We start from the raw sequence: 26,621 nt of genomic DNA on the forward strand, positions 1-26,621 counted from the left end.
CCTCAGTTGGGGAAGCGCACCCCGCAACGGGAAGCGCACCCCGCAACGGGAAGCGCACCTCGCGCGGAGGAAGCGCACCTCGGAACGGATCGGACGGGCGCGTGGGCGGATGCACCTAGCGTGGATGCGTGGTCGATGAGCAGATGGTGCAGCAGCAGGCGGTCGCGCAGCGCGTGATCGAGACGCTCGCGGGGCCGGGCGCCGCGCTGCGCGACGACCAGCAGACCGCCGTCGACGCGCTCGTCGCCGGCGACGGTGCGCGCGTGCTCGTCGTGCAGCGCACCGGCTGGGGCAAGTCGGCCGTGTACTGGGTCGCGACCGCCATCCGCCGCGCGCAGGGAGCCGGGCCGACGCTCGTCGTGAGCCCGCTGCTCTCCCTCATGCGCAACCAGGTCGCGGCCGCCCAGCGCGGCGGGCTCGTCGCCGCAGCCATCAACTCGTCGAACGTCGGCGAGTGGCGCGAGATCGAGCGGGCGCTCGCGAACGACGAGATCGACGTCGTGCTCGTGTCGCCAGAGCGACTCGCGAACCCCGGGTTCGGGGCGCGCGTGCTCGACGCCATCGGGCACCGCCTCGGGCTGCTCGTGATCGACGAGGCGCACGCCGTGTCCGACTGGGGTCACGACTTCCGTCCCGACTACCGCCGCGTCTCCGACGTGCTGCAGCGCCTCGCGCCCGCGACGCCCGTGCTCGCCACGACCGCGACGGCGAACGAGCGCGTCACCGCCGACGTCGCGGCACAGCTCGGCACGACCGGCGGCACCGAGACGCTCGTGCTGCGCGGGCCGCTGTCGCGCGCGTCGCTCGCGCTGCACGTGCTGCCGTCGCTCACGCCCATCGAGCGGTACGCGTGGGTCGTCGACCACCTGCCGACGCTGCCCGGCTCCGGCATCGTGTACGCGCTCACCGTCGCCGACGCCGAACGGCTCGCGACGGCCGTGCGGGCCGTGCACGGCGACGCCATCCGCGTCGAGGCGTACACGGGGCAGCTCGAGCCAGCCGCGAGGGAGCGCCTCGAGGACGACCTGCTGCAGAACCGCGTGAAGGCGCTCGTCGCCACGAGCGCGCTCGGGATGGGCTACGACAAGCCCGACCTCGGCTTCGTCGTGCACGTGGGCGCGCCACCCTCGCCGGTGTCCTACTACCAGCAGGTCGGCCGCGCCGGCCGAGGCATCGAGCACGCCGAGGTCGTGCTGCTGCACTCGGAGTCGGATGCAGGCGTGTGGGACTACTTCGCGACCGCGACCATCCCGAACGAGCAGCAGATGCAGACCCTGCTCGCCGAGCTGGGCGCCGAGCCCGCGTCGGTCGTCGACCTCGAGGCGCGCACGGGCCTGCGGCGTACGCGCGTCGAGCTCATGCTCAAGCAGCTCGCGGTCGACGACGTCGTGACCCGCACGGCAGACGGATGGTCGGCGACCGGCACGCCGTGGACGTACGACCGCGCCCACTACGACGGCGTCGTCGCCGTGCGCCGCCGTGAGGCCGACATCATGCGCGACTACGCACGCGGCCGTCGCTGTCTCATGCAGCTGCTGCAGGAGTCGCTCGACGACCCGACGGCCGCGCCGTGCGGCCGCTGCTCGGTGTGCACGGGCGCCCTCTCCAGCGGCCTCGCGCCGTCGGCGAGCGCCGACACCGTGCGTGCCGTGAGCCTCGCGCTGCGGGGCCGCGCGCACGAGCTCGAGCCGCGCAAGATGTGGCCGGGCGGCGCGCTCGGCCGTGGCCGCATCGCCGACGCGCGGCGCGCCGAGACGGGCCGCGTCATCGTGCACGCCGACGCCCCCGAGTGGGCGGATGCGCTGCGTGCCGCCATCGCCGGCGACGAGACCGCGCTGGGCGAGCTCGGCGACGCAGCCGTCGCGACGCTCGGTGCCTGGCGCGCGACGTGGCAGGCGAGGCCCGACGTCGTCGTCTCGCTGCGCGCCGCGGCGGATGCCGGCGCGCTCGCAGCGGGCATCGCCGACCGCATCGCGACCGCCGGGCGGCTCGACGTCGCGGCCGCGACCGTCGAGTCGCACCCGAGCCGCGACCTCACCTCCGCAGACGAGGCCGCGGCCTGGCAGGCATCCATCCGCGTGCCGGGCGGTGTCGCCGGCAGGTGCGTGCTGCTCGTCGTCGACGCCTCCGCATCGCAATGGCCCGTCACGATCGCCGCAGCGCAGCTGCGCGACGCGGGCGCGACGCACGTGCTGCCGCTGCTCGTGCATCGGCGCGTCTGACCCACAGCACAGCGACAGGCGTCCGTCAAGTTCTCGTCAGGTGGCATCCAGGTGCCGGACGATGGACGCATCATGACGATCGAGGCGCAGCGCACGAGCAGCACGGTCGAGGCGACCACGCTCGCAGCGATCGAGGACGCCGTCGCGCTCGGCGATCGAGCGGCCTTCGCGCGCCTGCACGACGTCCTCACGCCGTGCATCTACGCACGGCTCCTCGCAGTCGCCGACGACGAGCGCGCCTCGACCCTCACGGTCGCCGTGCTCGTCGAGGCGTGGCGTCGCGCGCCACGCCTGCGTGCGCAGCAGCGTTCGGTGTCCGCGTGGGCGCTCGCGTACGCACATGCCCTCGAGACGGCGCTGCGGCCGGACGCCGCGTCCTGAGCCTCCGACGGCGCGCGCCGAGGAGGTCCCTGCGGGGAGTAGGCTCGAGTCGCCCTTCTTCGCTCTGACCGTCAGGAGCCACCCTCCCGTGTGCGGCATCGTCGGCCTGGTCTCGACCAGCCCCGTCAACCAGCAGGTCTACGACGCGCTGGCGCTCCTCCAGCACCGAGGCCAGGACTCCTGCGGCATCGCCACCATCGATGGTCGGCACGCCCACATCCGCAAGGCGAAGGGGCAGGTGCGCGAGGCGTTCCGCACGCGCGACATGCGCTCGCTGCCCGGCCAGGTCGGCCTCGGCCACGTGCGCTACGCCACGAAGGGCGAGGCGTCGAACGAGCTCGAGGCGCAGCCGTTCTACGTCAACGCCCCGTACGGCATCGTGCTCGTGCACAACGGCAACCTCACGAACACCCGCGAGCTCGCGGCGCAGCTCGAGACGCTCGACATGCGCCACGTCAACACCGGCAGCGACACCGAGATGCTCGTCAACGTGCTCGGCTCCGAGCTGCAGCAGCTCGTGAGCGGTGCCGGACTCGACGCCGAGCAGCTGTTCACGGCCGTGCGGCGCGTGCACGAGCGCGTCGAGGGCTCGTACGCGGCGATCGCGCTCATCGCAGGGCACGGCATGCTCGGCTTCCGCGACCCCTACGGCATCCGCCCCCTCATCCTCGGCCGCCGCCCGGCGGGAGCCCGCATGGAGTGGGTGCTCGCGTCCGAGTCGCTCGTGCTCGAGGCGTCCGGCTACGAGGTCGTGCGCGACGTCGAGCCCGGCGAGGCCGTGTTCATCACGCTCGACGGTGAGCTCGTCGCGCAGCAGTGCCACCCGAGCCCCGTGCTGCTGCCGTGCTCGTTCGAGTACGTCTACCTCGCCCGGCCCGACTCGACGATGAACGGCATCGGCGTGTACGACGCCCGGCTGCGCCTCGGCGACCAGCTCGCGAAGACCATCGAGCAGTTCACGCCCAAGGGCGACATCGACGTCGTGATGCCCATCCCCGACTCCGCACGGCCGGCCGCGATGCAGGTCGCGCGTCGACTCGGCATCGAGTACCGCGAGGGCTACTACAAGAACCGCTACGTCGGCCGCACGTTCATCATGCCCGGGCAGGAGCAGCGCAAGAAGTCGGTGCGGCAGAAGCTCAACGCGATGCCCAGCGAGTTCCGCGGCAAGAACGTGCTCGTCGTCGACGACTCGATCGTGCGCGGCACGACGAGCCGCGAGATCGTCGAGATGACGCGGCAGGCGGGCGCGAACAAGGTCACCTTCACGTCGGCGGCGCCGCCGGTGCGCTACCCGCACGTGTACGGCATCAACATGCCCTCGCGCGCCGAGCTCATCGCCGCCGGCCGCTCGATCCCCGAGGTGAACGAGGCGCTCGGCGCCGACTACACGGTGTTCCAGGAGGTGGCCGACATGCAGGCCGCCATCCTCGAGGGCACCGACATCCAAGGCCTCGACATGTCGTGCTTCACCGGCGAGTACGTCACCGGCACCGTCACCGACGAGTACCTCTCGTGGGTGGAGCGCACGCAGCTGAGCTGACGCGCATGGCTCGTCGGACCTCGCCGCGCATGCTCGCGGTCGCCGCCGCCATCGACGTCGCCTCGGTGGTGCTCTTCGCGGCCGTCGGGCGCGCGAGCCACGAGTCGTTCACGCTCGCGGGCGTCGGCGCGACGGCGCTGCCGTTCCTCGCGGCGCTCGCGGTCGGATGGCTGGCGTCGCTCGCGTGGCGCGCGCCGCACGCGCCGGTGCGGACGGGCGTGCCCGTCTGGGTCGTGACCGTCGTCGGCGGCATGGCCGGCCGGCTGCTGCTGGGCGACGGCACCGCGATCGCGTTCGTCATCGTCGCGACCCTCACGCTGCTGCTGCTGCTCGTCGGATGGCGCGTCGTCGCCCACATGCTCGGCGTGCTGCGCCGCACCGCCGAGGAGGCCGCGCAGCGGCGATAGCCTCGAAGGACCCGCCACCGATGGAGGTCCTCCCCGTGCCCGCAGCCGCCGATCCGATCGCCCACGCTCAGGATCTCGCCGACCTCGTCGCCGCATCCCCCTCGGCGCTGCACGCCGCCGCCGAGGTCGCGCGTCGACTCGAGACGGTCGGCTTCGCACGGCTCGACGAGGGCGACGCGTGGCCCACGGATCCCGGCGCCTACCTCGTCGTGCGCGACGGCGCGGCGATCGCGTGGATCGTGCCGGCGTCGGCGTCGGCGACGACGCCCGTGCGCATCCTCGGCGCCCACACCGACTCCCCTGGCTTCGTGCTGAAGCCGCAGCCGACGACCGGCAGGCTCGGTTGGCTGCAGGCGGGCGTCGAGATCTACGGCGGTCCGCTGCTGAGCTCGTGGCTCGACCGCGAGCTGCGGCTCGCCGGCAGGCTCGTGCTCGACGACGGGTCGCAGGTGCTCGTCGAGTCCGGTCCCCTGCTGCGCCTGCCGCAGCTGGCGATCCACCTCGACCGCTCCGCGAACGACGGGCTCACGCTCGACCGTCAGGCCCACACGCAGCCGGTGTGGGGGCTCGGCGAGCCCGCCTCGGCCGACCTGGTCGGCGAGCTCGCCGGCATGGCCGACGTCGACCTCGCCCGCGTGCGCGGCTACGACCTGTCGGTGGCGGATGCGCAGCGCGGCGCCGTGTTCGGCAAGGACGACGCCTTCTTCGCATCCGGAAGGCTCGACGACCTCGCGAGCGTGCACGCGGGCGTCGTCGCGCTCGCAGCCGCAGCCGCCGACGGCGTCGACGCCGACTGCATCCCGATGCTCGCCGTCTTCGACCACGAGGAGATCGGCTCCGCGACCCGCACGGGTGCTGCGGGTCCGTTCCTCGCCGACGTGCTCGAGCGCGTCGGTCTCGGCCTCGATGCGACCAGGGAGGAGCGGATGCGTGCGCTCGCGGCGTCGTGGTGCGTCTCGAGCGACGTCGGCCACTCCGTGCACCCCAACTACCCCGAGAAGCACGACCCGGTGGTGCGGCCGCTGCTGGGCTCGGGCCCGATCCTGAAGATCAACGCGAACCAGCGCTACGCGACCGACGGCGCGGGCGAGGCGGCGTGGCGCGGCTGGAGCGAGGCGGCGGGCGTGCCCGTGCAGGAGTTCGTGTCGAACAACACGGTGCCGTGCGGCTCGACGATCGGGCCCATCACGGCGACGCGCCTCGGCATCCGCACGATCGACGTGGGCATCCCGATCCTGTCGATGCACTCGGCACGCGAGCTCGCGGGCGTCGCCGACCTCGCGAGCCTCACGCGCGTCGCGGAGGCCTTCTACCGCGGCTGACGGGCGAGGCTCGTCGGCCTCCCTCCGCCCTACGACGCGCGGTCGAACGGCTGCGATCGTGGCGGAGCGCCAGCGCCCGACGCGGGCGCGTCAGTCCGCGCGGGTCAGCAGCAGCACCGGGATGACGCGATCGGTCTTCTCCTGGTACTCCGCGTACGGCGGGAACGCCTCGACGGCGCGCGCCCACCACGTCTCGCGCTCCTCGCCGGTCAGCTCGCGCACGTCGTAGTCGTGCCGCTCGGCGCCGTCCTGCAGCTCTGCGTGCGGGTGCTTCGTCAGGTTCCAGTACCAGACGGGATGCTTCGGTGCGCCACCGAGGGAGGCGACGACGAGGTACTCGCCCTCATGCTCGACGCGCATGAGCGCCGTCTTGCGCAGCATGCCGCTCTTCGCGCCGACGCTCGTGAGCACGATGACCGGCAGGCCGCTGTCGCGCAGCGTGCCCGCCTCCCGCCCGTCCGTCGCCTCGTAGATCTCAGCCTGCGTGCGCGCCCACTCGGACGTGCTCGGTGCGTACTCTCCCTGCAGCGGCATGCGGTGCTCCCTCGCGTCGATGTCCTCTTCGGTGCAACGCGCGCGATCGGCGCTGATTCCCCGGGCGCGACCCCGTTCGAGGCTCGCTTCGCTCGCACCTCAAGGAGCGGATGGGGAGACGCGCGAGCACGACGACCCCGTTCGAGGCTCGCTTCGCTCGCACCTCACGGAGCGGATGGGGAGACGCGCGAGCGCGACGCCGCGGCGGGGGCGACGGGCGACCGCGGCGAGAGGCGCCGACGCGTCCGCGTCAGAGGGCTCCGACCCGCGTCACCCGCACGACCGCCTCGCCCGCCTCCGCCGACGCGTCCAGGTCGACCGTCGCCCAGATGCGCCAGTCGTGGTCGCCAGCGGGGTCGGCCAGGATCTGCTGCACCCGCCACTCGTGGGCGCTCTCCTCCACGTCGAGCATCCTCGCCGACCGCGCATCCGCACCCGTGCCGATCGCATCGTGGGCGTCGAAGTACGCGTCGAGCGCCGCACCCCACGCCTCCGCACCGAAGCCGGCGGCCGCGTCGAGCTCGCCGAGCTCGTCGGCACGGTCGAGCGCCGCGAGCTGCACGCGCCGGAAGAGGGCGTTGCGCACGAGGATGCGGAACGCGCGCGGGTTCGCCACCACCGACGGCGGAGGAGGGGGCGCGATGGGCGCCCCTGCGTCGTCGGTGGGATGCATGAGCTCCTCCCACTCGTCGAGCAGGCTCGAGTCGACCTGCCGCACGACGCTGCCGAGCCACTCGACGAGGTCCTGCAGCTCCTCGCCCTTCGCCTCCTCAGGCACGGTCTGCCGGATGGCCCGATACGCGTCCGACAGGTACCGCAGCACGAGCCCCTCCGACCGCGACAGGCCGTAGTGCTGCGTGTACTCGGCGAACGTCATGGCCCGCTCCCACATGTCGCGCACGACCGACTTCGGCGACAACGCCGCATCCTGCACCCACGGCTGCGACGACGCGAACACGCGCAGCGCCTCCGTGAGCAGCTCCTCGAGGGGCTTCGGATGCGTGACGTCCTCGAGCAGCTCCATGCGCTGGTCGTACTCGATGCCCTCGGCCTTCATCGCGGCCACGGCCTCGCCGCGCGCGAGGAACTGCTGCTGCGACAGGATCGGGCGCGGGTCGTCGAGCGTCGCCTCGATGACCGACACGACGTCGAGGTGATGCGTGGGCGAGTCGGGGTCGAGCACGTCGATGACCTCGAGCGCGAACGGCGAGAGCGGCTGGTTGAGGGCGAACTGCGGCGGCAGGTCGACCGTGAGCCGGATGCGGGGGTGACCGCCCGGATCGTCGGGGTTCGGGGTCTGCTCGACGATCCCCGCCAGGCGCAGCGTGCGGTAGATCGCGAGCGCCCGCCGAGCGAGCGCGAGCTGCTCGAGGCGGGTGCCGTGGGAGGCGCGGATGAGGTCGCGCATGTCGGCGAATGCGTCGCCACCGCGGCCGATGATGCCCAGCATCATCGCGTGGCTCACCTGCATCTGCGATCGCAGCGGCTCGGGCTCGGCATCGATGAGCTTGAGGAACGACGGCTCGCCCCACGACACGAAGCCCTCCGGCGCCTTCTTGCGCACGAGCTTGCGCCGCTTCTTGACGTCGTCGCCGAGCTTCGCGAGCTGCTTCGCGTTCTCGGCCTCGTGCTCGGGCGCCTGCGCGACGACCGTGCCGGCCGTGTCGTAGCCCGCCCGCCCAGCACGGCCCGCGATCTGATGGAACTCGCGGGCCGTGAGCTGCCGCATCCGCTGCCCGTCGAACTTCGTCAGCGCCGTCAGCAGCACGGTGCGGATGGGCACGTTGATGCCCACCCCGAGGGTGTCGGTGCCGCAGATCACGCGCAGCAGACCCTGCTGCGCGAGCTGCTCGACGAGCCTGCGGTACTTCGGCAGCATGCCTGCGTGGTGCACGCCGATGCCGCTGCGCACGAGCCGCGACAGCGTCTGCCCGAAGCGGGTGGTGAAGCGGAAGTCTCCGATGGCGTCCGCGATGCGGTCCCGCTGCTCGCGACTGACGACCTTCGTCGACGTGAGCGCCTGCGCCCGCTCGAGTGCGGCAGCCTGCGCGAAGTGCACGATGTAGATCGGCGCGCGTTGCGTCGCCAGCAGCTCGTCGATCGTCTCGTGCACGGGCGTCATGGCGTACTCGTAGTGCAGCGGCACGGGGCGTTCGACGCCTGTGACGAGCGCGGTCTCGCGGCCCGTGCGAGCGCTGAGGTCGTCTGCGATGCGCGTGACGTCGCCGAGCGTCGCCGACATGAGCACGAACTGCGCCTGCGGCAGCGTCAGCAACGGCACCTGCCACGCCCATCCGCGCTGCGGGTCGGCGTAGAAGTGGAACTCGTCCATGACGACCTGGCCGACGTTCGCATCCGAGCCGTGCCGCAGTGCGATGTTCGCGAGGATCTCGGCCGTGCAGCAGATGATCGGCGCGTCGGGGTTCACCGACGAGTCGCCCGTGACCATGCCGACCTGCTCTGCGCCGAAGACGTCGACGAGCGCGAAGAACTTCTCGCTCACGAGGGCCTTGATGGGTGCCGTGTAGTACGTGCGGCGGCCCTGCGCGATCGCAGCGAAGTGCGCGCCGATCGCGACGAGCGACTTCCCCGTGCCCGTGGGGGTGGAGAGGATGACGTTCGCGCCGCTGACGATCTCGATGAGCGCCTCCTCCTGCGCCGGGTAGAGGCGGAGCCCGCGGCCGTCGGCCCAGGTCGCGAACGCGTCGAACGCTGCGTCGGCGTCCCAGGGCTTCGGGGCGTGCTCGAGGAGGGTCATCGAGGACGATCCTCCCGCACTCGAGCCGTCGGGCGCTGGGCGATCGAGCGCGTCGTCCACATGCCGCGATGCCGCTCGCCGCCCTGGCGCCACCCTCCGACTACCCTTCGCCGCGCGGCACCGAGCCGTCATGACGATGGGAGCGACGTGACCACGACCGACGAGACGGCACCGCGACGGGTCTCGATCCTGCTGCCGCTGATCCCGCAGGATCCCGAGCACGGCATCCCGTTCGCCGCGCTGGTCGACGCGAGCATCGCGCACACCCTCTGGCAGGGCTACAGTCGCGGCGTCGACGCGCTCCACGCGGCGGCCTACTGCGCTGGGGCGGGCTTCCGATCCCCGCTGGGCATCGGCGTGCTCCCGATCCCCCTCCAGCATCCGCTGCACGCCGCCCAGTCCGCCATCTCGCTCGGTCTCGTCACCGGGCACCGCGTGGTCCTGGGCATCGGAGCGGGCAGCCCTGACCTGCAGGTCGCATGCCACGGCGAGCCGTACCGCGACGCGGTGCTCGCGGTCGAGGAGTACGCGGCGACCCTCAGGAGGCTCCTCGACGGCGAGCGGGTCGACGTCCGCGGCGAGGTGCATGCGACGCACGGCTGGGTCGACCATGCGCACCGCGCACGCGTCGAGGTCGCGATCGGCACGCTCCAGCGTCGGATGGCGGGAGCCGCCGGCCGGGTGGCCGATCGCGCCGTCACGTGGCTCACGCCGCTCGCGCACGTCCGCGAGACCCTGATGCCTTCGATCGCGCTCGGTGCGCAGACCGCGGCACGGCACGCTCCTCGCGTGACGAGCATCGTCGGCATGGCCGTCGCCCGTGGCGACGCGATCGACCTCGAGACCGTCCGGGCAGCGGCAGGCGGCCATCTGCGCTCCCCGCACTACGGCGCCATGCTGCGCTCCTGCGGCATCGAGATCCGCGGAGACGGCTCGCAGCACGACGCCAGCATGCTCGTCGAGCACGGGGCCTTCCACGTCGGCGATCCCGCACGGCTGGCGTCGGCGATCGAGGGCTACTGGCGGGCGGGCGTGGACGAGGTCGTGGTCAACATGACGGGCACCGCGACGCAGCAGGGGCCCGTCGCGGCGCTGCGCGATCTGGAGGCCGTCCTCGACGTGCTCGCTCTGCAGCGCTCCGAAGATCGTTGACATGTCGAAAACATGAGCATATCCTCATCACCACCGCGGCTCGACCGGGTCGTGGCTCAGTGGAGAGAGGTACCTATGTCGACCACCATCGCACGCACCGCACAGTCCCTGGCAGACCTCAAGGCGCTCCGGGAGCTCTCGGCGCTCTCGAGCCTGACCGAGCTCGACAGGCTCGCGAACCTCGAGCCGCTCAGCGACGCCGACTTCACCGTCGACCGCGAGAACCTGCCGCAGAACGCGCTGACCGTCACGCTCTGCGGCCTCTGCATGAACTGACGCGATCGCCAGACGCACCCGACGAGCCTTCCGGACTCCCGCGATGGATGCAGTGCCCGTCGGGTGCGTCGTTCGCTCCTGCGTCGAGGAGGCGACGGCCGCGCTCCGCGACGGCGTCGCCGCCGGCCACTCGCATCGGCGACAGCAGCTGCGTCGCGCCACGAGGACCACGCCACGTCGCGGGTACGTCACGTCGTCGGTCCTCGATCTGCCCGACGCCGCCGGCGTCGCACGGACCCTGATCGATGCCGTCGCACGCACGCACCCGCCGCGTCCGATCTCGGACCTCCACCGCCGCATCGCCAGGATCGTCCCTCGCGGGTTCGCTGCGACGCACCTCGCCACCGACGACCTCGAGCCCCCGAACCACGCCACGGGCGCTCGAGCGCACCCGGCCCCGACCGAGCATCTGCTCGCGGACCTCGAGCTGGAGTCCGCAGGTGCGGGCTGGCGGCTGATGGGCGTGCGCCCGTGGCTGAGCACGCTCCTCGGCTGCGATGCCACCGACGAGGCCGCGCACCGGTCGACGCTCGTCGAGCACCTCGGGACCAGGATCGGCGGACGGTGGGGATACCTCGCCGTCCTGCCGTCCGGAGACTGGCCGATGCGCCGGCGGGTCCGCGAGCGGCTGGAGGAGGTGCGCGGCGCGCTGGGCGCGCAGGCCCTGCGCATCCACGTCGCGGGAGGGCCCCCGCCTCCGCTCGCGTTCGGCTGGGACGCCGGATCCACGAGCATCCGAGCGTACGACGCGCGATCGGGGCTCCCGATGCGCGTGCTCCTGCCGGTGGCCGCCAACCTCAGAGGCTGGCCAGCATGGCTCCTCGGCTGGATCGAGGACCAGGATCGCGTGCGGCTCGCGCTGCACCGCGCGCTCTCGAGCGGAGACCTGGCAGGTCCGCAGGCGCTGCACGAGCCATCCACGATCGGCGAGGTCGCCATCGGACGGCGGCGGCGCGTGCTCGAGCCGGGGTGCACGAGGCAGGAGGTGCTCGCCGCGTGCGACGTCGTGGCCGACGGCGGGCTCGTCGCCATCCGCCAGGCTCGCACCGACCGGGGCTTCGTGGCCGATCGTCGTCGCGACGAGGAGACGATCGTCGACACCGTCGTGCGCGAGTCCCGCGTGCGCCTGGTCGTCGAGGCCCCGCCGAGCGCGCTGCGCGATGCCTGGGCGGCAGGCGAGCCCCACCACGTCGAGACCGTCACCTGGAGCTCGCACGAAGGCCCTCCCGCCCCCGCGGCCGCTCCGTGCGGCCTCCTCGCCACGAGCGCGTCCGACCTGCGCACGCCGTGGGCCGCGGCCTCGGTTCATCACGGGCCGACGAGCCTCGTCGTGGACGCGCGCTCGGTCGTCACCAGGTCGACGGTGGTGTCCGCGCCGCACGCGCCCGAGCTCGTCGCGCGCACGGACCACGCCGAGCACGCCGTGACGCTGCGCGCCGTGCTGGCCACGCATCCCGTCGATGCCGAGCCCGACCTCCGCGATCGGCTCGCGTCCGAGCTCGCCGCGTGCGGCCGCGACGACCTCGACCAGGCGGCGCTCCTGGTGTCCGTCGCCCGGTGCGCGACGGCCTCGCCCGCCGAGCTCGACCACGTCGCCCGCACGCTCCGAGACGCTGGACTCCCGAGCGCAGGCACGCTGTGGCGCGGACTCATGGCGGCGCCCGAGCTGCGCTCGGCCCTGCTCCACCCCTCCCCCGCGCCGCCGGACGACGACGCTCGAGGGCTGCTCGACGTGGCGGTCGCCCTCGCCCAGCTGCAGTCCGAGCTCGATCGTGCGACCACGTGGCCGGATCTCCTGCGCCGCGTCGCGGTCGCACTCCTGCGCACGCGGCCCTCCCGCGCGAGCGATGCGAGCAGCCATGCTCGATGACGCGATCGACCTCGCGCGCGAGGCGCCGCGCCTCGAGCGCGATCGGCAGGCGCTCCTGCGCGCGCTCGACGCGCTGCCGCGCGATCGCCCCGACCTCTGGGTGCGCATCGCCATCGAGCGCGCCCGGCTGCACGTCGAGGCTCCCTGGCTCGCGGTCATCGCGCTGCACCTGGCTGCCGACGCCCAGGAGGATCACCGCATCGCCCTCGCGCTCGACGAGACGAGCGTCCGCATCGTCGAGCATGCGCTCGAGTCGGCGACGGTCGTCGCCCTCGAGCGGACGCTGCTGGCGAAGTCGCTCGCGTCGGCCCATCTCAGCGTCGCGGAGGAGCGCGTGCGACTCGGCGATCGCGCGCGGGCGGCCGAGCACCTCGCAGCAGCGAGCACGAGCGTGCGTGCGCTGCAGCCCGGACGGTACCGGGATGCCATCGAGCACGGCATCGCGCTGCTGCGGCACCACGCCGACGACGAAGGAGGCTTCGCATGAACGACGGAGGACGCCGACCATGAGACTCATCAGCCTCTCGATGGACCCCGACGGTCGCGTCGAGGTCGAGAACGACGCAGGTGCCCGCATCTCGATGTCCCGCGCAGCGGCGCTCCGCCTCGTCGCGTGGTTCACCGCATCCGACGAGCACGGTCGGACGCTCGTCGAACGATCGGCGACGGCACTCTTCGACGGCGTCCGAGCGACCCTGGGACGCCATGAGCCCACCGGCAGCCGACCGACCTGGCAGGAGCGGCTCGGCCGTGTGGTCGAGCTCTACCACCGCGCTGCGAACGCGTCGACCTTCACGAACGACCTCGCGCTGCACCTGCGCACCGAACGCGCCGACGAGCGTGTCATCCCCAGGCGACGCCCCGCCGCGACCGCGCCGCTCGTGCGACTCGAGCGCACGCCTCCGACGGCACCCGTCGCCGCGCCGCTCGGCGCGCCGGCGTTCGACGACGTCGTCGACCGTCGACGCACCCATCGCGACTTCGCCGGGCGGCAGGTCTCGCGGCCGGCCTTCGAGTACGCCCTCCTGCGCACGTTCGGGCAGATCGGCGTGGCCGACCCCGGACTCGGTGCGCCGCTGCCGCACAAGGCGTTCATGTCCGGCGGCAGTCGGCACGAGGTCTGGCCGCTGGTCATCATCCACGACGTGGAGGGCTACGAGCCGGGAGCCTGGCAGTTCCGCGACGACGACGGCACGCTCGCGCGCGTCGGCGACGCGCCGGCGCGATCCGTGCTCGACCACTGGACCTACGAGCAGGGCTTCGCCCTGGAGTGCGCCTTCGTCGTGATCCTCGTGTCCGACCTGACGCTCTTCACGTGGAAGTACCGATCCCCGGCGGCGTACCGGCTCGCATGGGCCGACCTGGGAGCCGCGCTGCAGATGTACGGCCTCTCCCTGACCGCAGCCGGCCTCGCGGGCGTGCCGACCGGCGCGATCCGCGCCGATCCGCTGTCGGAGGCGCTCGGACTCGCCGCAGACGAGATCCCGGGGTTCGCATTCTTCTGCGGCATCCCGGACGGACCCTCCACGGTCGAACGCCTGCGCGAGGCGTCGGCATGACCGACCATCTCGACGAGTCCACCGCGAGCGCCCTCGGGCTGTGGTCTGCGACCTACGGCTTCGCCGGAGGCTGGCTGTCGATCTCGAGCGACGCAGGCGGAGCCGCGGCCGGGTCGGCATTCGACTTCGACGAGTCGACGTCGATCTCGCGCTCGCTCGGCGAGACGATCGAGCGCCGCACCGTCTGGCGCGCCTGGCAGGAGCGCGTGCCCGAGCTCGAGGCCGGCATCCACGCCGGCCGTCACGCGTCGGCCTTCGCGTTCACGCCGTCGGATGCCGACGACCGCGCTCGACGAGAGCTGCAGGCGCGGCGCGCCAGGCACGAGCTCTGGCACGGCCTGGCGGCCGCGTCCGTCGTGCCGCCGCCAGGAGCGCTCGTGGAGGTCGAGCGACGCACGCGCCGCCGCTTCCGCATGCTCGTGCATCCGTGGCGGACCGAGTGGCTCGCCCTCGTGTCCGAGAGCGAGGATCGCCCCGGCGTGCTGTACTCCGACGCGGATGCGTCGGACCCCGCGGACCGGATGTCGTCGGCGATCCGCGAGCACCTCATGCTCATTGCGGCCGAGCGGCTCCAGGTGGCTCGCGTCCCGAGGCTCGAACGCAGCCTCGACGCCCTCGCCGAGTGGCTCGAACGCGCCATCGACCCCGTCGCGCCGCCACCGCACGACGAGCCTCGGCGGCGACGGCACCGGGTGGCCGACCTGGGCTGGGTGACCGAGATGTGGACGCCGCACGCCACCGACCACGACGGCGAGCATCGCTGCCCCGCATCGGGCTGGATCCCGTGGTAGCCCACGATCGACAGGAGGACGAATGATGGAGGCGCAGGCATCGCCGTGGCGCGTGCGGGACTTCCGAGCCTGGGTGGTCGGCACGAGCGCCGACTCGCTCGGCGGCTCGGTCGTGACGCTCGCGATCCCCCTGCTGGCGCTGCACATCTCGGGGTCGAGCACGCTCGCCGGCCTCGCGGGGACGGCGTACTCGCTCGGGTTCGCGGGTCTCGTGCTCATCGGCGGCGTGCTCGTCGACCGCATCGACCGGAGGACGTGCATGCGGTGGGGCTCCGGCCTGCGGCTGCTCCTGTGGGGCTCGTGCGGCGCGCTCGCGGCGGTGGGGGCGCTGAGCCCCGTCGTGTTCGTGATCGTCGCTGCCGCCGCCGGCGTCGCGCGCGGCCTCTTCGGCACCGCAGACAATGCCGCGTTGCGGTCGATCGTGCCCCGATCGTCGCTGCCGCGGGCGCAGGCGGTCATCCAGTCGCGCGAGGCGCTCGTCGAGCTCGCCGGCCCGCCGGTGGGCGGCTTCCTGTTCGGGATCGCCGCCGGAGCCCCCTTCTGGGCGGCGGCGGGACTCGCGGCGATCCTGCTCGGCTGCACGTGGGTCATCCGCGCGGATCTCACCGTGCAGCGCACGGAGGCGGTGGCGGGCCCCGCAGTCCGAGCGGCCGCGGCGCGACGACTCGGGCGCGACCTTCGCGACGGCTGGGCCTTCGTCATGACCGATGGCCTGCTGCGCTCGGTCGCCGTGCTCGTGCTCCTCGTGAACTTCGCCGTCGGCCTCCTGCTGCAGGTCGCGACGATCCACTTCGCGGCGTCGGGCGTGCCACCGGTGCAGCTGTCGCTGCTGTTCGTGGTCGCAGCGGTCGCCGTGCTCATCGGCGCGGTCGCGGCGGGCCCGATCGTCGCACGCATCGCGGGGGGCAGGGTCATCGTGGGCTCGCTGGCGATCATCGCGATGGCGCTGGGGCTCGCCGCGTGGCTCCCGCAGCTGGCCACGATGTTCGTCTGGCTGTTCATCATCGGCCTCGTCGTGCCGATCGTCACGACGGTGCTGCAGGGCTACGCAGCCTGGCGCACGCCCCCGGAGCTGCAAGGGCGGGTCATGTCGCTGCTGAGCCTCGCATCGCTCGGCTCCGTCGCGTTCGCACCGTTGGTCGCAGGGCTCGTCGTCGCCGGCGGCCACGTCACGATCGCGCTCGCCGCCGCCGCGGCGCTCGCCGCATTCGCGACGGTGCTCGCGTGCGCGATGCGCTCGGTCCGCACGCTCGGCACGCCGGAGGCATGGCACGACGAGGAGGCATGAGTCGGCTGGGGCGCCGAGCACCTGGCGTCACCGGCTGCCGCCGAGTCGCCCCTGGCGCGGGATCAGTCGACGTCGCGGCGGTGACGCGTGCGCTCGGCGGTGAGGGTGCGCCTGCGGCGACCCACGAGACGATCGAGCACGATGGCGAGCACGGCGCCCAGCACGACGCCTGCGAGCGCGCCGACCGCGATGAGGAACGGCACCATGGCGGACGTGTCGATGACGGGGCCGACCCCGAGCAGCGGACCCGACGAGCCCAGTCGCGACCACGCCCATCCGCCCACGACGCCCACGATGGCCCCGAGGACCATGAAGCGGCCGTAGCGCGGCACGAGGCGCGCCTGCACCTCGACGTCGTCGCGCTCGATCGTGACCGGATGCGGCTCGGACTGCTCGACGCCGCCTGGCTCCTCCTCGGCGGGCGCCGACGCGTCGCTGCTCGCCGGTGCGTCGGCGTCGGCGTCGTCGGAGGCCGGGACGCGAGGCCCGTCGCTCGCGGCCCCACCGACCGCGGAGGTCTCGGGCGCGCCGTCGACGCGCGGGTCGGCGTCGTCGTCGGGGCGGGAGGTCACGCCTCCAGCATCCCACCCGCGCCGCATCCGCGGCGAATCGGCGACGCGGGCGTCAGCGGCGCAGGCGCAGCGAGTCGAGCGACAGCGACGTGCGGCTCAGCGACGTCGAGCGCAGCGACGACGACGCGAGGATGCTCGACGCGCGCCGGTTGCCCACGAGCTCCGGGGAGCCGAACGAGATGCCCGGCTCTGCGTACTGGGGGACGACGTGGGATGCGGCGCGCTCCGCACGCTGCTGCAGCGCAGCGGCCTGCTGCTCGTGCCGTGCCGACGCGACGTCGCGCGCACGGTCGGTGGCGGTCGCGGCATCCGCGATGCGCTGCTGCATGCGCTCGAGCGTCGACGACCCGCGCGGCGGCTGCTGCTGCCGCTGTCCAGGCTGCGGCGGCGGGGGCTGCCTGCGCTGCTGCTGCGGCTGCAGCGGGCGCTGCTGCTGCCCCTGCTGACCGGGCTGCCCCGGCCATCCCTGGCGCTGCTGCTGCCCGCCCGAGGTCGGCGCCCACGCAGGGGCGTTGGCGACGGCGCGTGCCTGCGCCTGCTCCCGCACACCCTGCTGCGCACGCTGCGTCTGCTCCCACACCGACGCACCCTGCGCCTGCAGCTGGTCACGCGCCGACTGGAACCGCTGCTGCACCTCCGGCTGCCGCTCCTGCCACTCGGAACGCGCCCACTGCGCACCCTTCGTGCCCTGCCTGCGCAGCAGCCCGAACCCGACGCGCACCATCACGGCGCCCGCGATCGAGAGCACGAGCGGCACGACCGCGAACGGCAGGAGGGTCTCGAACGCCCGCTCGGGGCCCATGACCGCCGAGTAGCCGGCGAACTGGCCGATGGTGCCGAACAGCGGCGGGATGCCGTTGAGCAGCAGGATGATGCCGACGACGAAGAGGACGATGCCCGCGATCGCGGCGGGACCGTTCGGGCGGCGCTGCTGCTGTGCGGTCGAGGTCATGTGCCCACTGAAGCACAGCGGACCGAGCGTCGCCTAGGAGTCGGCGCACCGGCGGCGCGCGGCGGGCGTGCGGGGAGGGCGTGCGCGGGCGGCCTGCCCCGTGCCGACGTGCGCCATCGTGCCCCGCCGCTAGCATCGCGGAGGCGCCGGCCCCGCCCCGAACGGCTGCGCGCTCTCCACAGCACGAAGGACCCCGAGCATGCCTCTTCCCTGGACAGCACGCGCCGAACGCGGCATCCACGACATCGTCCTCCCCGAGCAGCGCCTGTCGTGGCCGCGCACCATCGGCATCGGCATGCAGCACGTCGTCGCGATGTTCGGCGCGACGTTCCTCGTGCCGACCCTCACGGGCTTCCCGCCGTCGACGACGCTGCTGTTCTCCGGCATCGGCACGATCCTGTTCCTGCTCGTCACCGGCAACCGGCTGCCGAGCTACCTCGGCTCGTCGTTCGCGTTCATCGCGCCCGTCGTCGCCGCATCCAGCGCTGGCGGCCCCGGGCTCGCGCTCGCCGGCGTCGTGCTGACGGGAGCGCTGCTGGCGCTCGTCGGCCTCGTCGTGCAGGTCGCGGGCACGCGCTGGCTCACCGTGCTCATGCCGCCGGTCGTCTCCGGCACGATCGTCGCCCTCATCGGCTTCAACCTCGCACCCGCAGCGCGCGACTCGTTCCTGCAGGCGCCGGGCGTCGCGGCCATCACGCTGCTCGCGATCATCGTCGTCGCCGTCGCGTTCCGCGGCATCGTCGCGCGCCTGTCGATCCTCATCGGCGTCGTCGTGGGCTACGTCCTGTCGCTCGCGCTCGGCCAGGTCGACACGTCGGCGGTCGGCGAGGCGGCATGGATCGGCCTGCCCACGTTCCAGACGCCGGCGATCGACCTCGCCCAGTGGCCGCTGCTGCTCATGTTCGTGCCCATCGTGCTGCCCCTCATCGCCGAGAACGTCGGCCATGTGCGCGGCGTCGGCCAGCTCATCCACCGCGACCTCGACCCCGTCGCGGGTCGTGCGCTCATCGCCGACGGCGCGGCGACGGTGCTCGCTGGTCTGTTCGGCGGCTCCGCGACCACGACGTACGGCGAGAACATCGGCGTGATGAGCGCGACGCGCGTGTTCTCGACCGCTGCCTACTGGATCGCCGCGATCACCGCGATCCTGCTGTCGCTGTCGCCGAAGGTGGGCGCCGTCATCGCCGCGACGCCGCCTGGCGTGATCGGAGGCGTCACGACGGCGCTGTACGGCCTCATCGGCATCATCGGCGTGCGCATCTGGATCGAGCACCGCGTCGACTTCTCGCGCCCCCGCAACCAGTTCTCGGCGGGCGTCGGCCTCATCGTCGCGATCGCCGACTTCACGCTCAACGCGGGCGAGGTGACGCTCGGCGGCATCCTGCTCGGCACCGTCGCGACCCTGGTGATCTACCACCTCATGGCTGCGCTCGAGCGGCTGCGCGGCGGCGACGAGGTCGCCGACGGACTGCAGCCGCCGCCCGCGACGACGGTGGGCGATGCGCCCGCCGACCCGCGACGCTGACCACCCCACCGGTCGCTTCCGTCGTCTGCGTGGGCAGGAGTCGCGACGATCCGGCCGGATCCGTCGCAGCTCCTGCCCCATCGCGCGCGGCGAGTCGGCGCGGAGCGTTCGGTGCGGAGACGGCGCGTCGCGCCAGACGAGTCAGGGGCGCACGAGCGGCAGCCAGCCCTCGAGCGTCGCACGCACGCCCGATGCGCGCACCGTGCCAGACGCGACGGCCTCCTGCCACGACGACGCGCCCGTCGCGAGCGCCAGCCATGTCGCCGTGTCGGTCTCGATGACGTTCGGCGGCGTGCCCCGCGTATGACCGGGGCCCTCGACGGCCTGCACGGCACCGAACGGCGGCACCCGCACCTCCACGCTCCTGCCCGGCGCCCGATCGGCGAGGCACTGCAGCGTGTACCGCACGGCCGTCGCGCGGTCGGCACGGCTCGCGTCGTCGGCGAGCGCCGCCCGCACGGCGTCGAGCCCTGCGAGATCGGGGATGCGCTTCACGGCCACGCAGCGACGCTACCGCCGGCAGGCGACGCGCGCTCGCCAGCCTCCGAGCCCTGCCACGCGATCCGTCGGCACCCTGCCAGGGCCGGCGCTCGTAGGATGACCTGGTGCGCATCCTCGTCCTCGGCTCCGGCGCGCGCGAGCACGCCATCATCACCGCGCTGCTGCGCGACGGCGATCACACGGTCGTCGCCGCACCAGGCAACGCCGGCATCGCTCGGATCGTCGAGACCGTGCGCGTCGACCAGAACGACGGCGACCTCGTCGCGCGGCTCGCGACCGAGCTCGACGTCGAGCTCGTCGTCATCGGCCCCGAGGCCCCGCTCGTCGCCGGCGTCGCCGACGCCGTTCGCGCTGCAGGCATCGCCGTCTTCGGCCCGTCCGGAGCGGCAGCGCAGCTCGAGGGCTCGAAGGCGTTCGCGAAGCGCATCATGGATGCCGCGAACGTGCCCACGGGATCCGTCGCGCGCGCCGAGACCGTCGAGCAGGCGGCTGCGGCGCTCGACGCCGTCGGCGCCCCGTACGTCGTGAAGGCCGACGGCCTCGCAGCAGGCAAGGGCGTCATCGTCACCGACGACCGCGCCGCCGCCGACGAGCACGCCCGCTACTGGCTCACGCAGGGCCCCGTGCTCATCGAGGAGTTCCTCTCGGGCCCCGAGGTCAGCCTGTTCCTGCTGTCCGACGGCACGACGGTGCGCCCGCTCGCGCCCGCGCAGGACTTCAAGCGCCTGCTCGATGGCGACGGCGGCCCGAACACCGGCGGCATGGGAGCGTACTCGCCGCTGCCGTGGCTCGACGCCCGCTTCGGCGGCGAGCAGGCGTTCGTCGACGAGGTCGTCGCCACGATCGCGCAGCCCACGATCGACGCGATGCGCGCCGAGGGCACGCCGTTCGTGGGCCTGCTGTACTGCGGCCTCATCGTGACGGATGCGGGCATCACGGTCATCGAGTTCAACGCCCGCTTCGGCGACCCCGAGACGCAGGTCGTGCTCGCGCGCCTCTCGTCGCCGTTCGGCGCCGCGCTGCTGGCGGCAGCGACGGGCACGCTCGCCGACGTGCCGCCGCTGGAGTTCGGCGGCACGGCAGCCGTCACCGTCGTCGTCGCGAGCGAGGGCTACCCCGACGAGCCGCAGACCGGCCGCCCCATCGCCGGCATCGCCGACGCCGACGCGCTCGAGGGCGTCGCCGTGCTGCACGCCGCCACGGTCGTCAGCGAGGAGCACGGCTTCGTCGCCACCGGCGGCCGAGTGCTGTCGGTCGTGGGCACGGGCGCAACGCTCGCCGAGGCACGCCGACGCGCGTACGCGGGCGTCGACGGCATCCGCCTCGAGGGTGCGCAGCATCGCACCGACATCGCCCAGGCCGCCGCGGACGCCCAGTGACCGCCGACCCCCAGGCGGCGCTGCCCGGATACGAGCTCGCCTACCAGGGCAAGGTGCGCGACCTGCACGTGCCGGCGGGGTCGACGCTCGAGACGGCGGAGGCGATCCTCATGGTCGCGTCCGACCGGGTCTCGGCCTTCGACCACGCGCTCGAGCCGCCCATCCCGGGCAAGGGCACGACGCTGACGTCGATGACGACGTGGTGGCTGCGCACGCTCGGCGACGAGGCGCAGCTCGCCGGCGACCACGGCCCCGGCGGCGACGCGCTCGCCCGCATCCCCGAGGCCGTCGCGGGTCGCGCGCTGCTCGTGCGTGCCCTCGACATGCTCCCTGTCGAGTGCGTCGTGCGCGGACGCATCACCGGATCCGGGCTCGTCGAGTACCGCGAGACGGGTGCGATCTCCGGCGTCGCGCTGCCTGCCGGCCTGCAGGACGGCGACGAGCTGCCCACGCCGATCTTCACGCCCGCGTGGAAGGCGCCGAAGGGGCAGCACGACGAGAACATCGCGTTCTCGCGCGTGATCGAGCTCGTCGGTGCCGAGGCGGCCGAGACGCTGCGGTCGCGGTCGCTCGAGATCTACGCGCGCGGTGCGGCGATCGCGGCGTCGAAGGGGCTCGTGCTCGCCGACACGAAGCTCGAGTTCGGCCGCGACGCCTCGGGCGCCATCGTGCTCGCCGACGAGGTGCTGACGCCCGACTCGTCGCGCTACTGGGATGCGGACGCCTTGGATGCGGGCCGCGTCGAGTCGTTCGACAAGCAGATCGTGCGCGACTGGCTGCTGGCCGAGGCAGCCGCCGGCCGGTGGGATCGCGAGAGCGTGCCGCCCGTGCTGCCCGCGGCGATCGTCGAGCGCACGGCCGCCCGCTACGCCGAGCTGCTGCAGCGCCTCGTCGCCTGAGGCGCTGCCTCCCGTTGCGAGGTGCGCTTCCTGCGCTCAGGTGCGCGTGCAACCGCACCTGGGTGCAGCAAGCGCACCTCGCAACAGGATGCGCAGCCGCTACGGCGTGGGCACCTGCCACACGTCCGCGCACGCCGAGACGCCCTGGCTGTAGCCGTTCGCGAACCACGTCTGCCGCTGCTGGCTCGAGCCGTGCGTCCACGAGTCCGGGTTCACGCCCTGCCCCGACTGCTGCTGCAGGCTGTCGTCGCCGATCACCGCGGCCGCGTTCAGCGCATCGTCCAGCTCCGCCTGCGTCGGCGCGACCAGCACGGGCTCGCCGCCGTCCTGATCCGCCTGCGTCGACGCTGCCGCGATCCACGCCCCCGCGTAGCAGTCGGCCTGCAGCTCGCTGCGCACCGCAGAGCCAGACGGACCCGTGTCCTGCGCGTCCACCCGCTGCAGGTCGCCCGTGAGCTGCTGGATGTGGTGACCCCACTCGTGCCCCAGCACGTACAGCTGCGCCAGCGAGCCGCCCGACGCGCCGAACTGCGTGCGCATGGTGTCGAAGAACGTGGTGTCGATGTAGACCTGCTCGTCGCCAGGGCAGTAGAACGGGCCGACGGCGCTCGAGGCGTTGCCGCACGCCGTCGCCACCTGCCCGTCGTAGAGCACGACCGTCGGCTCGCGGTAGTCGAGGGAGTTCTGCGCGAACACGGTCGTCCAGTAGGCCGAGAGCGAGTCCGCCCCGCCCTCCATGCGGCACTCGTAGTTCGCGGGGTCGTTCGCGTCGTCGCCCGAGCAGCCGACGACCTCCGTGTCGCTGCCGCCTCCGGCAGAGGGATCCTGCTGGATGGCGCTGCCGAGCCCCGTGAGGTCGATGTTCAGGAACGTCGACACGAGGAACAGCACGACGGCGATGAGACCGCCGCCGCCGACCGCGATCGCGCCGCCGCGTGCACCGCCGCCACCGCGGCGACGCACCCTGGTCGTGTCGAACTGCGCATCGCCACGGAACGTCATGGCGGCAGCGTAGCCCGCGCATCCGTACGAGAGCGTGCGCGAGGTGACGCTGAGCGGCACCCCGAGGGGAATGCGCCCTCGACGTCCCGCTCAGCGTCACCTCGTGCACGCGAGCGGGCGCGGCCCGCCGCATCCGCAGGCATCCGACGTCGGTAGACTGGGCAGCACCCCACCCCGCGAGGAGTCGAAGCCCATGCCCCTCATCGTCGTCGACGTCATGCCGAAGGCCGAGATCCTCGACCCTCAGGGCAAGGCGGTCACCCGTGCGCTCGCCCGACTCGGCCACGAGGCCGTCGGCCAGGTGCGCATCGGCAAGCGCTTCGAGCTCACCGTCGACGGCGAGGTGACCGACGCGCTGCTCGCGCAGGTGCGCACCGTCGCCGAGGACGTGCTCGCGAACACCGTCATCGAGGACGTCGTGGGCATCCACGTGGAGGAGCAGGCGTGAAGGTCGGCGTCGTCACCTTCCCGGGGACGCTCGACGACCGCGACGCGCAGCGGGCCGTGCGCCTCGCCGGCCACGAGCCGGTGGCGCTGTGGCACCGCGACCACGACCTGCAGGGCGTCGACGCGATCGTGCTGCCCGGCGGCTTCTCGTACGGCGACTACCTGCGCTGCGGCGCGATCGCCGCGCTGTCGCCGATCATGACCGAGGTCGTGGATGCCGCGAACCGTGGCGTGCCCGTGCTCGGCATCTGCAACGGCTTCCAGATGCTCGCCGAGGCGCGGCTGCTGCCCGGCGGGCTCGTGCGCAACGCGTCCGGCCTCTTCGTGCGTCGCGACCAGCGACTCACGGTCGAGCGCACGTCGACGGCGTGGACGAACGGGTTCGCAGGCGGTCAGGAGATCGTCATCCCGCTGAAGAACGGCGAAGGCCGGTACGTGGCGACGAAGGCCGAGCTCGAGCGCATCGAGGGCGAGGGCCTCGTTGCGTTCCGCTACGCGGGTCGCAACCCGAACGGCTCCATGGACGACATCGCGGGCGTCTCGAACGCCGCAGGCAACGTCGTGGGACTCATGCCGCATCCCGAGCACGCGGTCGAGCTGGGCTTCGGTCCCGACACGTCGACGCGCATGCGCTCGGGCGTCGACGGCCTCACGATCTTCGCGCTCGCGCTGGAGTCCGTCGCCGCCTGACGCGCCGTCGTGCGCCGCCCGCGGCGTGCGCGGCGATGCGGCACGCCCGAGCAAGCGGGTGACGCACCCCAGGGTCGCGGCCTAGGCTGCCGCCACGGGCTCGACGACGACGTCGCCCGGTCAGGAGACGCCATGCGCAGCACCCGCCCCGAGCCCGACATCGCCGACGCCGACATCTGGACGGCCCTGTTCGGCGACCTCACCGACGACGACAAGGCGCTGCCCGCCCTCATCGACGGCACATCCGGCGCCGTGACCACGTACGGCGAGCTCGTCGGCCGCGCGGAGGCGTTCGCGGGCGCGCTCGCGGCCATGGGCGTGCGACCCGGCGACGTCGTGGGCCTCCACTGCCCCAACGTGCCCGCCTTCGCCATCGCGTTCCACGGCATCCTGCGCGCGGGCGCCACGGCGACGACCGTCAACGCGCTGTACACGGCGGGCGAGATCGAGAAGCAGCTGCGGGCATCCGGCGCGGTCGCGCACGTGACGGTGTCGCCGCTGGCGCCGCAGTCGCTCGAGGCCGCCCGCGCCGTGGGCATCGGCGACGACCGCATCGTCGTGCTCGACGGCCTCGACGGGCACCCGTCGCTCGCCGAGCTGCTCGCCGCGGGGCACGCGGCCCCCGACGTCGCCATCGACCCCGCGACGCACGTGGCCGTCATGCCGTACTCGTCGGGCACGACCGGCAACCCCAAGGGCGTCATGCTGTCGCACCGCAACCTCGTGGCGAACGTCGCGCAATGCGAGCCGCTCATCCAGCTCGACCGCGGCGAGCGCGTGCTGGCGGTGCTGCCCTTCTTCCACATCTACGGCATGACGGTGCTGCTGAACCTCGCGCTGCGCGCGCGCGGCACCCTCGTGACGATGCCGCGCTTCGACCTCGCCGAGTTCCTGCGCATCATCCAGGACCAGCGGGTCTCGTTCGCGTTCATCGCGCCTCCCATCGCGGTGGCGCTCGCGAAGCATCCGCTCGTGGGCGAGTACGACCTGTCGTCGCTGCGCACCGCGCTGTCGGGTGCGGCGCCGCTCGACGAGCGCCTCGGCTCCGCAGTCGCCGAGCGGCTCGGCATCGAGATGCTGCAGGGCTACGGCATGACCGAGCTGAGCCCCGTCAGCCACGTCTACGTGCGTGGCGAGAGCGCGTCGACGCCGCTGGGATCCGTCGGCACCGTCGTGGGCGGATCGGAGGATCGCATCGTCGACATCGAGACCGGCGACACGATCGAGCCGCCCACCGGCGAGGGGCTGTCTGCCTCCGGCGAGCTGTGGGTGCGGGGCCCGCAGGTGATGCTCGGCTACCTGGATGCACCGGCGGCGACGGCCGAGACGCTGCGCGACGACGGCTTCCTGCGCACCGGCGACGTGGCCGCGTACGACGCCGCGGGCAACGTGCACATCGTCGACAGGCTGAAGGAGCTCATCAAGCACAAGGGCTACCAGGTGCCGCCCGCCGAGCTCGAGGCGCTGCTGCTGACGCATCCCGCCGTCGCCGACGTCGCCGTGATCGGCGTGCGCACCGACGACGGCGACGAGGACCCGATGGCGTTCGTCGTGCCGGCTCCGTGTGCGGAGCAGGATGCGGACGCCCTCATGGCGTGGGTCGCCGAGCGCGTCGCGCCGTACAAGAAGGTGCGCCGGGTCGAGTACGTCGAGGCGATCCCGAAGTCGGCATCCGGCAAGATCCTGCGGAAGGACCTCACGCCCTCGGCGTGACGCCCCGACCTTGCCGACGCGTGCTCGGGCCGACGCCCAGCACGCGGCGGTAGCGTCGAGCCATGCGTCTCGCAGCAGCCCTCAGCCACCGCGCCGACCTCGCGACGCGCGCCGACGCGCTCGCGCAGCGCGCCTCCCGCGCCGCGCTGACGCAGGAGGGCACGGCGCCCGTCGACGACCCGACCGCGCTGCTCGCCGAGCACGAGGCCGTGCTCGCCGAGCTCGAGACGCTCGTCGTGCGCATCAACCTCACGAACGCCGCGACCGACGTCGACGGCGTGCCGCTCACCGCCGCGCTCGCGCGTCGCGACACGCTGCGGCACCGGCACCGTGTGCTCACGCGCCTCGCCGATGCCTCGACGCCGCACGCCGACCGCATGCGCGGGGCCGAGCTGCGCCTGCTGCCCACGACCGACGTCGCGAGCCTGCACGCCGCCGCCGACCGGGTCGCGAAGGCGTTGCGCGAGCTCGACCTGCGGATCCAGGAGGTGAACTGGACGACCCAGCTGCGCTGACGAGTCGGTAGCCGCGAACGGAGCGGGCACGAACCCCACGCCTGCCGGGGCAATGGCAGGCTCGCAGCGTCGACGGGCCGACGCATCCGCTGAGGATCCTTCGCCCGGCACGCCGCACACGCGCACCGCGGGAGACCGCGTCACGGCGCACGCATCACCACCACGTGCCGACCCTCGCGGCGAGGGCGGGATCGGGGACCTCGTCAGCACCCTCCTGTTGCGTTTCGCAGGCGATCCGGGGTGGTCGAGGGAAGATACCCCTCAGACCGCCCTGATCGCCTGCAGAACGCACACGCGCGGAGGGTGGGGCGGCCGGAGGGTGG

The 26,621-nt window shown here is 73.2% G+C and carries 25 protein-coding genes; 19 read left to right on the plus strand and 6 right to left on the minus strand.

Annotated features, from left to right (window positions below):
- Positions 1-128: 128 nt before the first annotated feature.
- The 5 genes from ACZ6H8_RS10625 (at position 129) to ACZ6H8_RS10645 (ending at position 5,875) form a co-directional block, all read left to right on the plus strand.
- A complete protein-coding gene (locus ACZ6H8_RS10625; protein ID WP_464146786.1) occupies positions 129-2,222 on the plus strand; it encodes a RecQ family ATP-dependent DNA helicase in 2,094 nt (697 codons plus the stop codon).
- A 72-nt stretch (positions 2,223-2,294) separates the two neighbouring features.
- Complete coding sequence (locus tag ACZ6H8_RS10630; RefSeq protein WP_464146787.1) at positions 2,295-2,603, plus strand: sigma-70 family RNA polymerase sigma factor; 309 nt, start codon at positions 2,295-2,297, stop codon at positions 2,601-2,603.
- Between the two features lie 88 nt (positions 2,604-2,691).
- Positions 2,692-4,146 carry an amidophosphoribosyltransferase gene (purF, locus tag ACZ6H8_RS10635; RefSeq protein ID WP_464146788.1) on the plus strand — a complete coding sequence of 485 codons (1,455 nt, stop codon included), beginning with the start codon at positions 2,692-2,694 and terminating at the stop codon, positions 4,144-4,146.
- 5 nt (positions 4,147-4,151) lie between these two features.
- Positions 4,152-4,553, plus strand: a complete 402-nt coding sequence (locus tag ACZ6H8_RS10640; RefSeq protein ID WP_464146790.1) for a DUF3054 domain-containing protein — start codon at positions 4,152-4,154, stop codon at positions 4,551-4,553.
- A gap of 20 nt (positions 4,554-4,573) precedes the next feature.
- The gene (locus ACZ6H8_RS10645; RefSeq protein ID WP_464146791.1) at positions 4,574-5,875 is read left to right on the plus strand and encodes a M18 family aminopeptidase; all 1,302 of its coding nucleotides are present in this window, start codon (positions 4,574-4,576) and stop codon (positions 5,873-5,875) included.
- A 90-nt stretch (positions 5,876-5,965) separates the two neighbouring features.
- Here ACZ6H8_RS10645 and ACZ6H8_RS10650 read toward each other — a convergent pair whose 3' ends face one another.
- Complete coding sequence (locus ACZ6H8_RS10650; protein WP_464146793.1) at positions 5,966-6,409, minus strand: nitroreductase family deazaflavin-dependent oxidoreductase; 444 nt, start codon at positions 6,407-6,409, stop codon at positions 5,966-5,968.
- A 250-nt stretch (positions 6,410-6,659) separates the two neighbouring features.
- On the minus strand, positions 6,660-9,167 hold the full coding sequence (locus ACZ6H8_RS10655; RefSeq protein WP_464146794.1) for a DEAD/DEAH box helicase: 2,508 nt from the start codon (positions 9,165-9,167) through the stop codon (positions 6,660-6,662).
- Between the two features lie 147 nt (positions 9,168-9,314).
- On the opposite strand from ACZ6H8_RS10655, the gene ACZ6H8_RS10660 reads away from it, so the two are divergent.
- From ACZ6H8_RS10660 to ACZ6H8_RS10690, 7 genes are all read left to right on the plus strand, one after another.
- Entirely contained in the window at positions 9,315-10,319 is a 1,005-nt protein-coding gene (locus ACZ6H8_RS10660; protein ID WP_464146795.1) for an LLM class flavin-dependent oxidoreductase, read from the plus strand.
- 75 nt (positions 10,320-10,394) lie between these two features.
- Complete coding sequence (locus ACZ6H8_RS10665) at positions 10,395-10,595, plus strand: hypothetical protein (protein WP_464146796.1); 201 nt, start codon at positions 10,395-10,397, stop codon at positions 10,593-10,595.
- Positions 10,596-10,638: 43 nt separating this feature from the next.
- Positions 10,639-12,465, plus strand: a complete 1,827-nt coding sequence (locus tag ACZ6H8_RS10670; RefSeq protein WP_464146797.1) for a hypothetical protein — start codon at positions 10,639-10,641, stop codon at positions 12,463-12,465.
- Complete coding sequence (locus ACZ6H8_RS10675; protein WP_464146798.1) at positions 12,455-12,952, plus strand: hypothetical protein; 498 nt, start codon at positions 12,455-12,457, stop codon at positions 12,950-12,952. Before ACZ6H8_RS10670 ends, ACZ6H8_RS10675 begins: the two co-directional genes overlap by 11 nt.
- Positions 12,953-12,971: 19 nt before the next feature.
- Positions 12,972-14,024, plus strand: a complete 1,053-nt coding sequence (locus ACZ6H8_RS10680; protein WP_464146799.1) for a SagB/ThcOx family dehydrogenase — start codon at positions 12,972-12,974, stop codon at positions 14,022-14,024.
- Positions 14,021-14,815, plus strand: a complete 795-nt coding sequence (locus ACZ6H8_RS10685) for a hypothetical protein (RefSeq protein ID WP_464146800.1) — start codon at positions 14,021-14,023, stop codon at positions 14,813-14,815. Before ACZ6H8_RS10680 ends, ACZ6H8_RS10685 begins: the two co-directional genes overlap by 4 nt.
- Positions 14,816-14,837: 22 nt before the next feature.
- Complete coding sequence (locus tag ACZ6H8_RS10690) at positions 14,838-16,103, plus strand: MFS transporter (RefSeq protein WP_464146801.1); 1,266 nt, start codon at positions 14,838-14,840, stop codon at positions 16,101-16,103.
- A gap of 62 nt (positions 16,104-16,165) precedes the next feature.
- Here ACZ6H8_RS10690 and ACZ6H8_RS10695 read toward each other — a convergent pair whose 3' ends face one another.
- Together ACZ6H8_RS10695 and ACZ6H8_RS10700 are read right to left on the minus strand one after the other, a co-directional pair.
- The gene (locus ACZ6H8_RS10695) at positions 16,166-16,675 is read right to left on the minus strand and encodes a hypothetical protein (protein WP_464146802.1); all 510 of its coding nucleotides are present in this window, start codon (positions 16,673-16,675) and stop codon (positions 16,166-16,168) included.
- 52 nt (positions 16,676-16,727) lie between these two features.
- Entirely contained in the window at positions 16,728-17,627 is a 900-nt protein-coding gene (locus tag ACZ6H8_RS10700) for a hypothetical protein (protein ID WP_464146803.1), read from the minus strand.
- 199 nt (positions 17,628-17,826) lie between these two features.
- On the opposite strand from ACZ6H8_RS10700, the gene ACZ6H8_RS10705 reads away from it, so the two are divergent.
- Positions 17,827-19,152, plus strand: coding sequence for a uracil-xanthine permease family protein (locus tag ACZ6H8_RS10705; protein ID WP_464146804.1), 1,326 nt, complete (start codon positions 17,827-17,829; stop codon positions 19,150-19,152).
- A 141-nt stretch (positions 19,153-19,293) separates the two neighbouring features.
- On the opposite strand, the gene ACZ6H8_RS10710 is transcribed toward ACZ6H8_RS10705, so the two are convergent.
- Positions 19,294-19,653: a sterol carrier family protein gene (locus tag ACZ6H8_RS10710; protein WP_464146805.1), complete on the minus strand. Its 360-nt coding sequence runs from the start codon at positions 19,651-19,653 to the stop codon at positions 19,294-19,296.
- Between the two features lie 104 nt (positions 19,654-19,757).
- Between ACZ6H8_RS10710 and purD the strand changes: the two genes are divergently transcribed.
- Positions 19,758-21,032 carry a phosphoribosylamine--glycine ligase gene (gene purD, locus ACZ6H8_RS10715; RefSeq protein WP_464146806.1) on the plus strand — a complete coding sequence of 425 codons (1,275 nt, stop codon included), beginning with the start codon at positions 19,758-19,760 and terminating at the stop codon, positions 21,030-21,032.
- Positions 21,029-21,931: a phosphoribosylaminoimidazolesuccinocarboxamide synthase gene (locus tag ACZ6H8_RS10720; RefSeq protein ID WP_464146807.1), complete on the plus strand. Its 903-nt coding sequence runs from the start codon at positions 21,029-21,031 to the stop codon at positions 21,929-21,931. Before purD ends, ACZ6H8_RS10720 begins: the two co-directional genes overlap by 4 nt.
- A 99-nt stretch (positions 21,932-22,030) precedes the next feature.
- On the opposite strand, the gene ypfJ is transcribed toward ACZ6H8_RS10720, so the two are convergent.
- Positions 22,031-22,933: a KPN_02809 family neutral zinc metallopeptidase gene (gene ypfJ / locus ACZ6H8_RS10725; protein ID WP_464146808.1), complete on the minus strand. Its 903-nt coding sequence runs from the start codon at positions 22,931-22,933 to the stop codon at positions 22,031-22,033.
- Between the two features lie 193 nt (positions 22,934-23,126).
- Between ypfJ and purS the strand changes: the two genes are divergently transcribed.
- From purS to ACZ6H8_RS10745, 4 genes are all read left to right on the plus strand, one after another.
- Positions 23,127-23,381 carry a phosphoribosylformylglycinamidine synthase subunit PurS gene (purS, locus tag ACZ6H8_RS10730; protein ID WP_464146809.1) on the plus strand — a complete coding sequence of 85 codons (255 nt, stop codon included), beginning with the start codon at positions 23,127-23,129 and terminating at the stop codon, positions 23,379-23,381.
- Positions 23,378-24,070 (plus strand): phosphoribosylformylglycinamidine synthase subunit PurQ, encoded by a 693-nt coding sequence (purQ, locus tag ACZ6H8_RS10735; protein WP_464146810.1) that lies wholly within the window; start codon positions 23,378-23,380, stop codon positions 24,068-24,070. Before purS ends, purQ begins: the two co-directional genes overlap by 4 nt.
- 132 nt (positions 24,071-24,202) lie before the next feature.
- On the plus strand, positions 24,203-25,783 hold the full coding sequence (locus ACZ6H8_RS10740; RefSeq protein WP_464146811.1) for an AMP-binding protein: 1,581 nt from the start codon (positions 24,203-24,205) through the stop codon (positions 25,781-25,783).
- A gap of 62 nt (positions 25,784-25,845) precedes the next feature.
- Positions 25,846-26,298 carry a DIP1984 family protein gene (locus tag ACZ6H8_RS10745; RefSeq protein WP_464146812.1) on the plus strand — a complete coding sequence of 151 codons (453 nt, stop codon included), beginning with the start codon at positions 25,846-25,848 and terminating at the stop codon, positions 26,296-26,298.
- The last annotated feature ends 323 nt before the right edge of the window (positions 26,299-26,621 follow it).

Source organism: Agrococcus sp. AC640b, assembly GCF_979255995.1.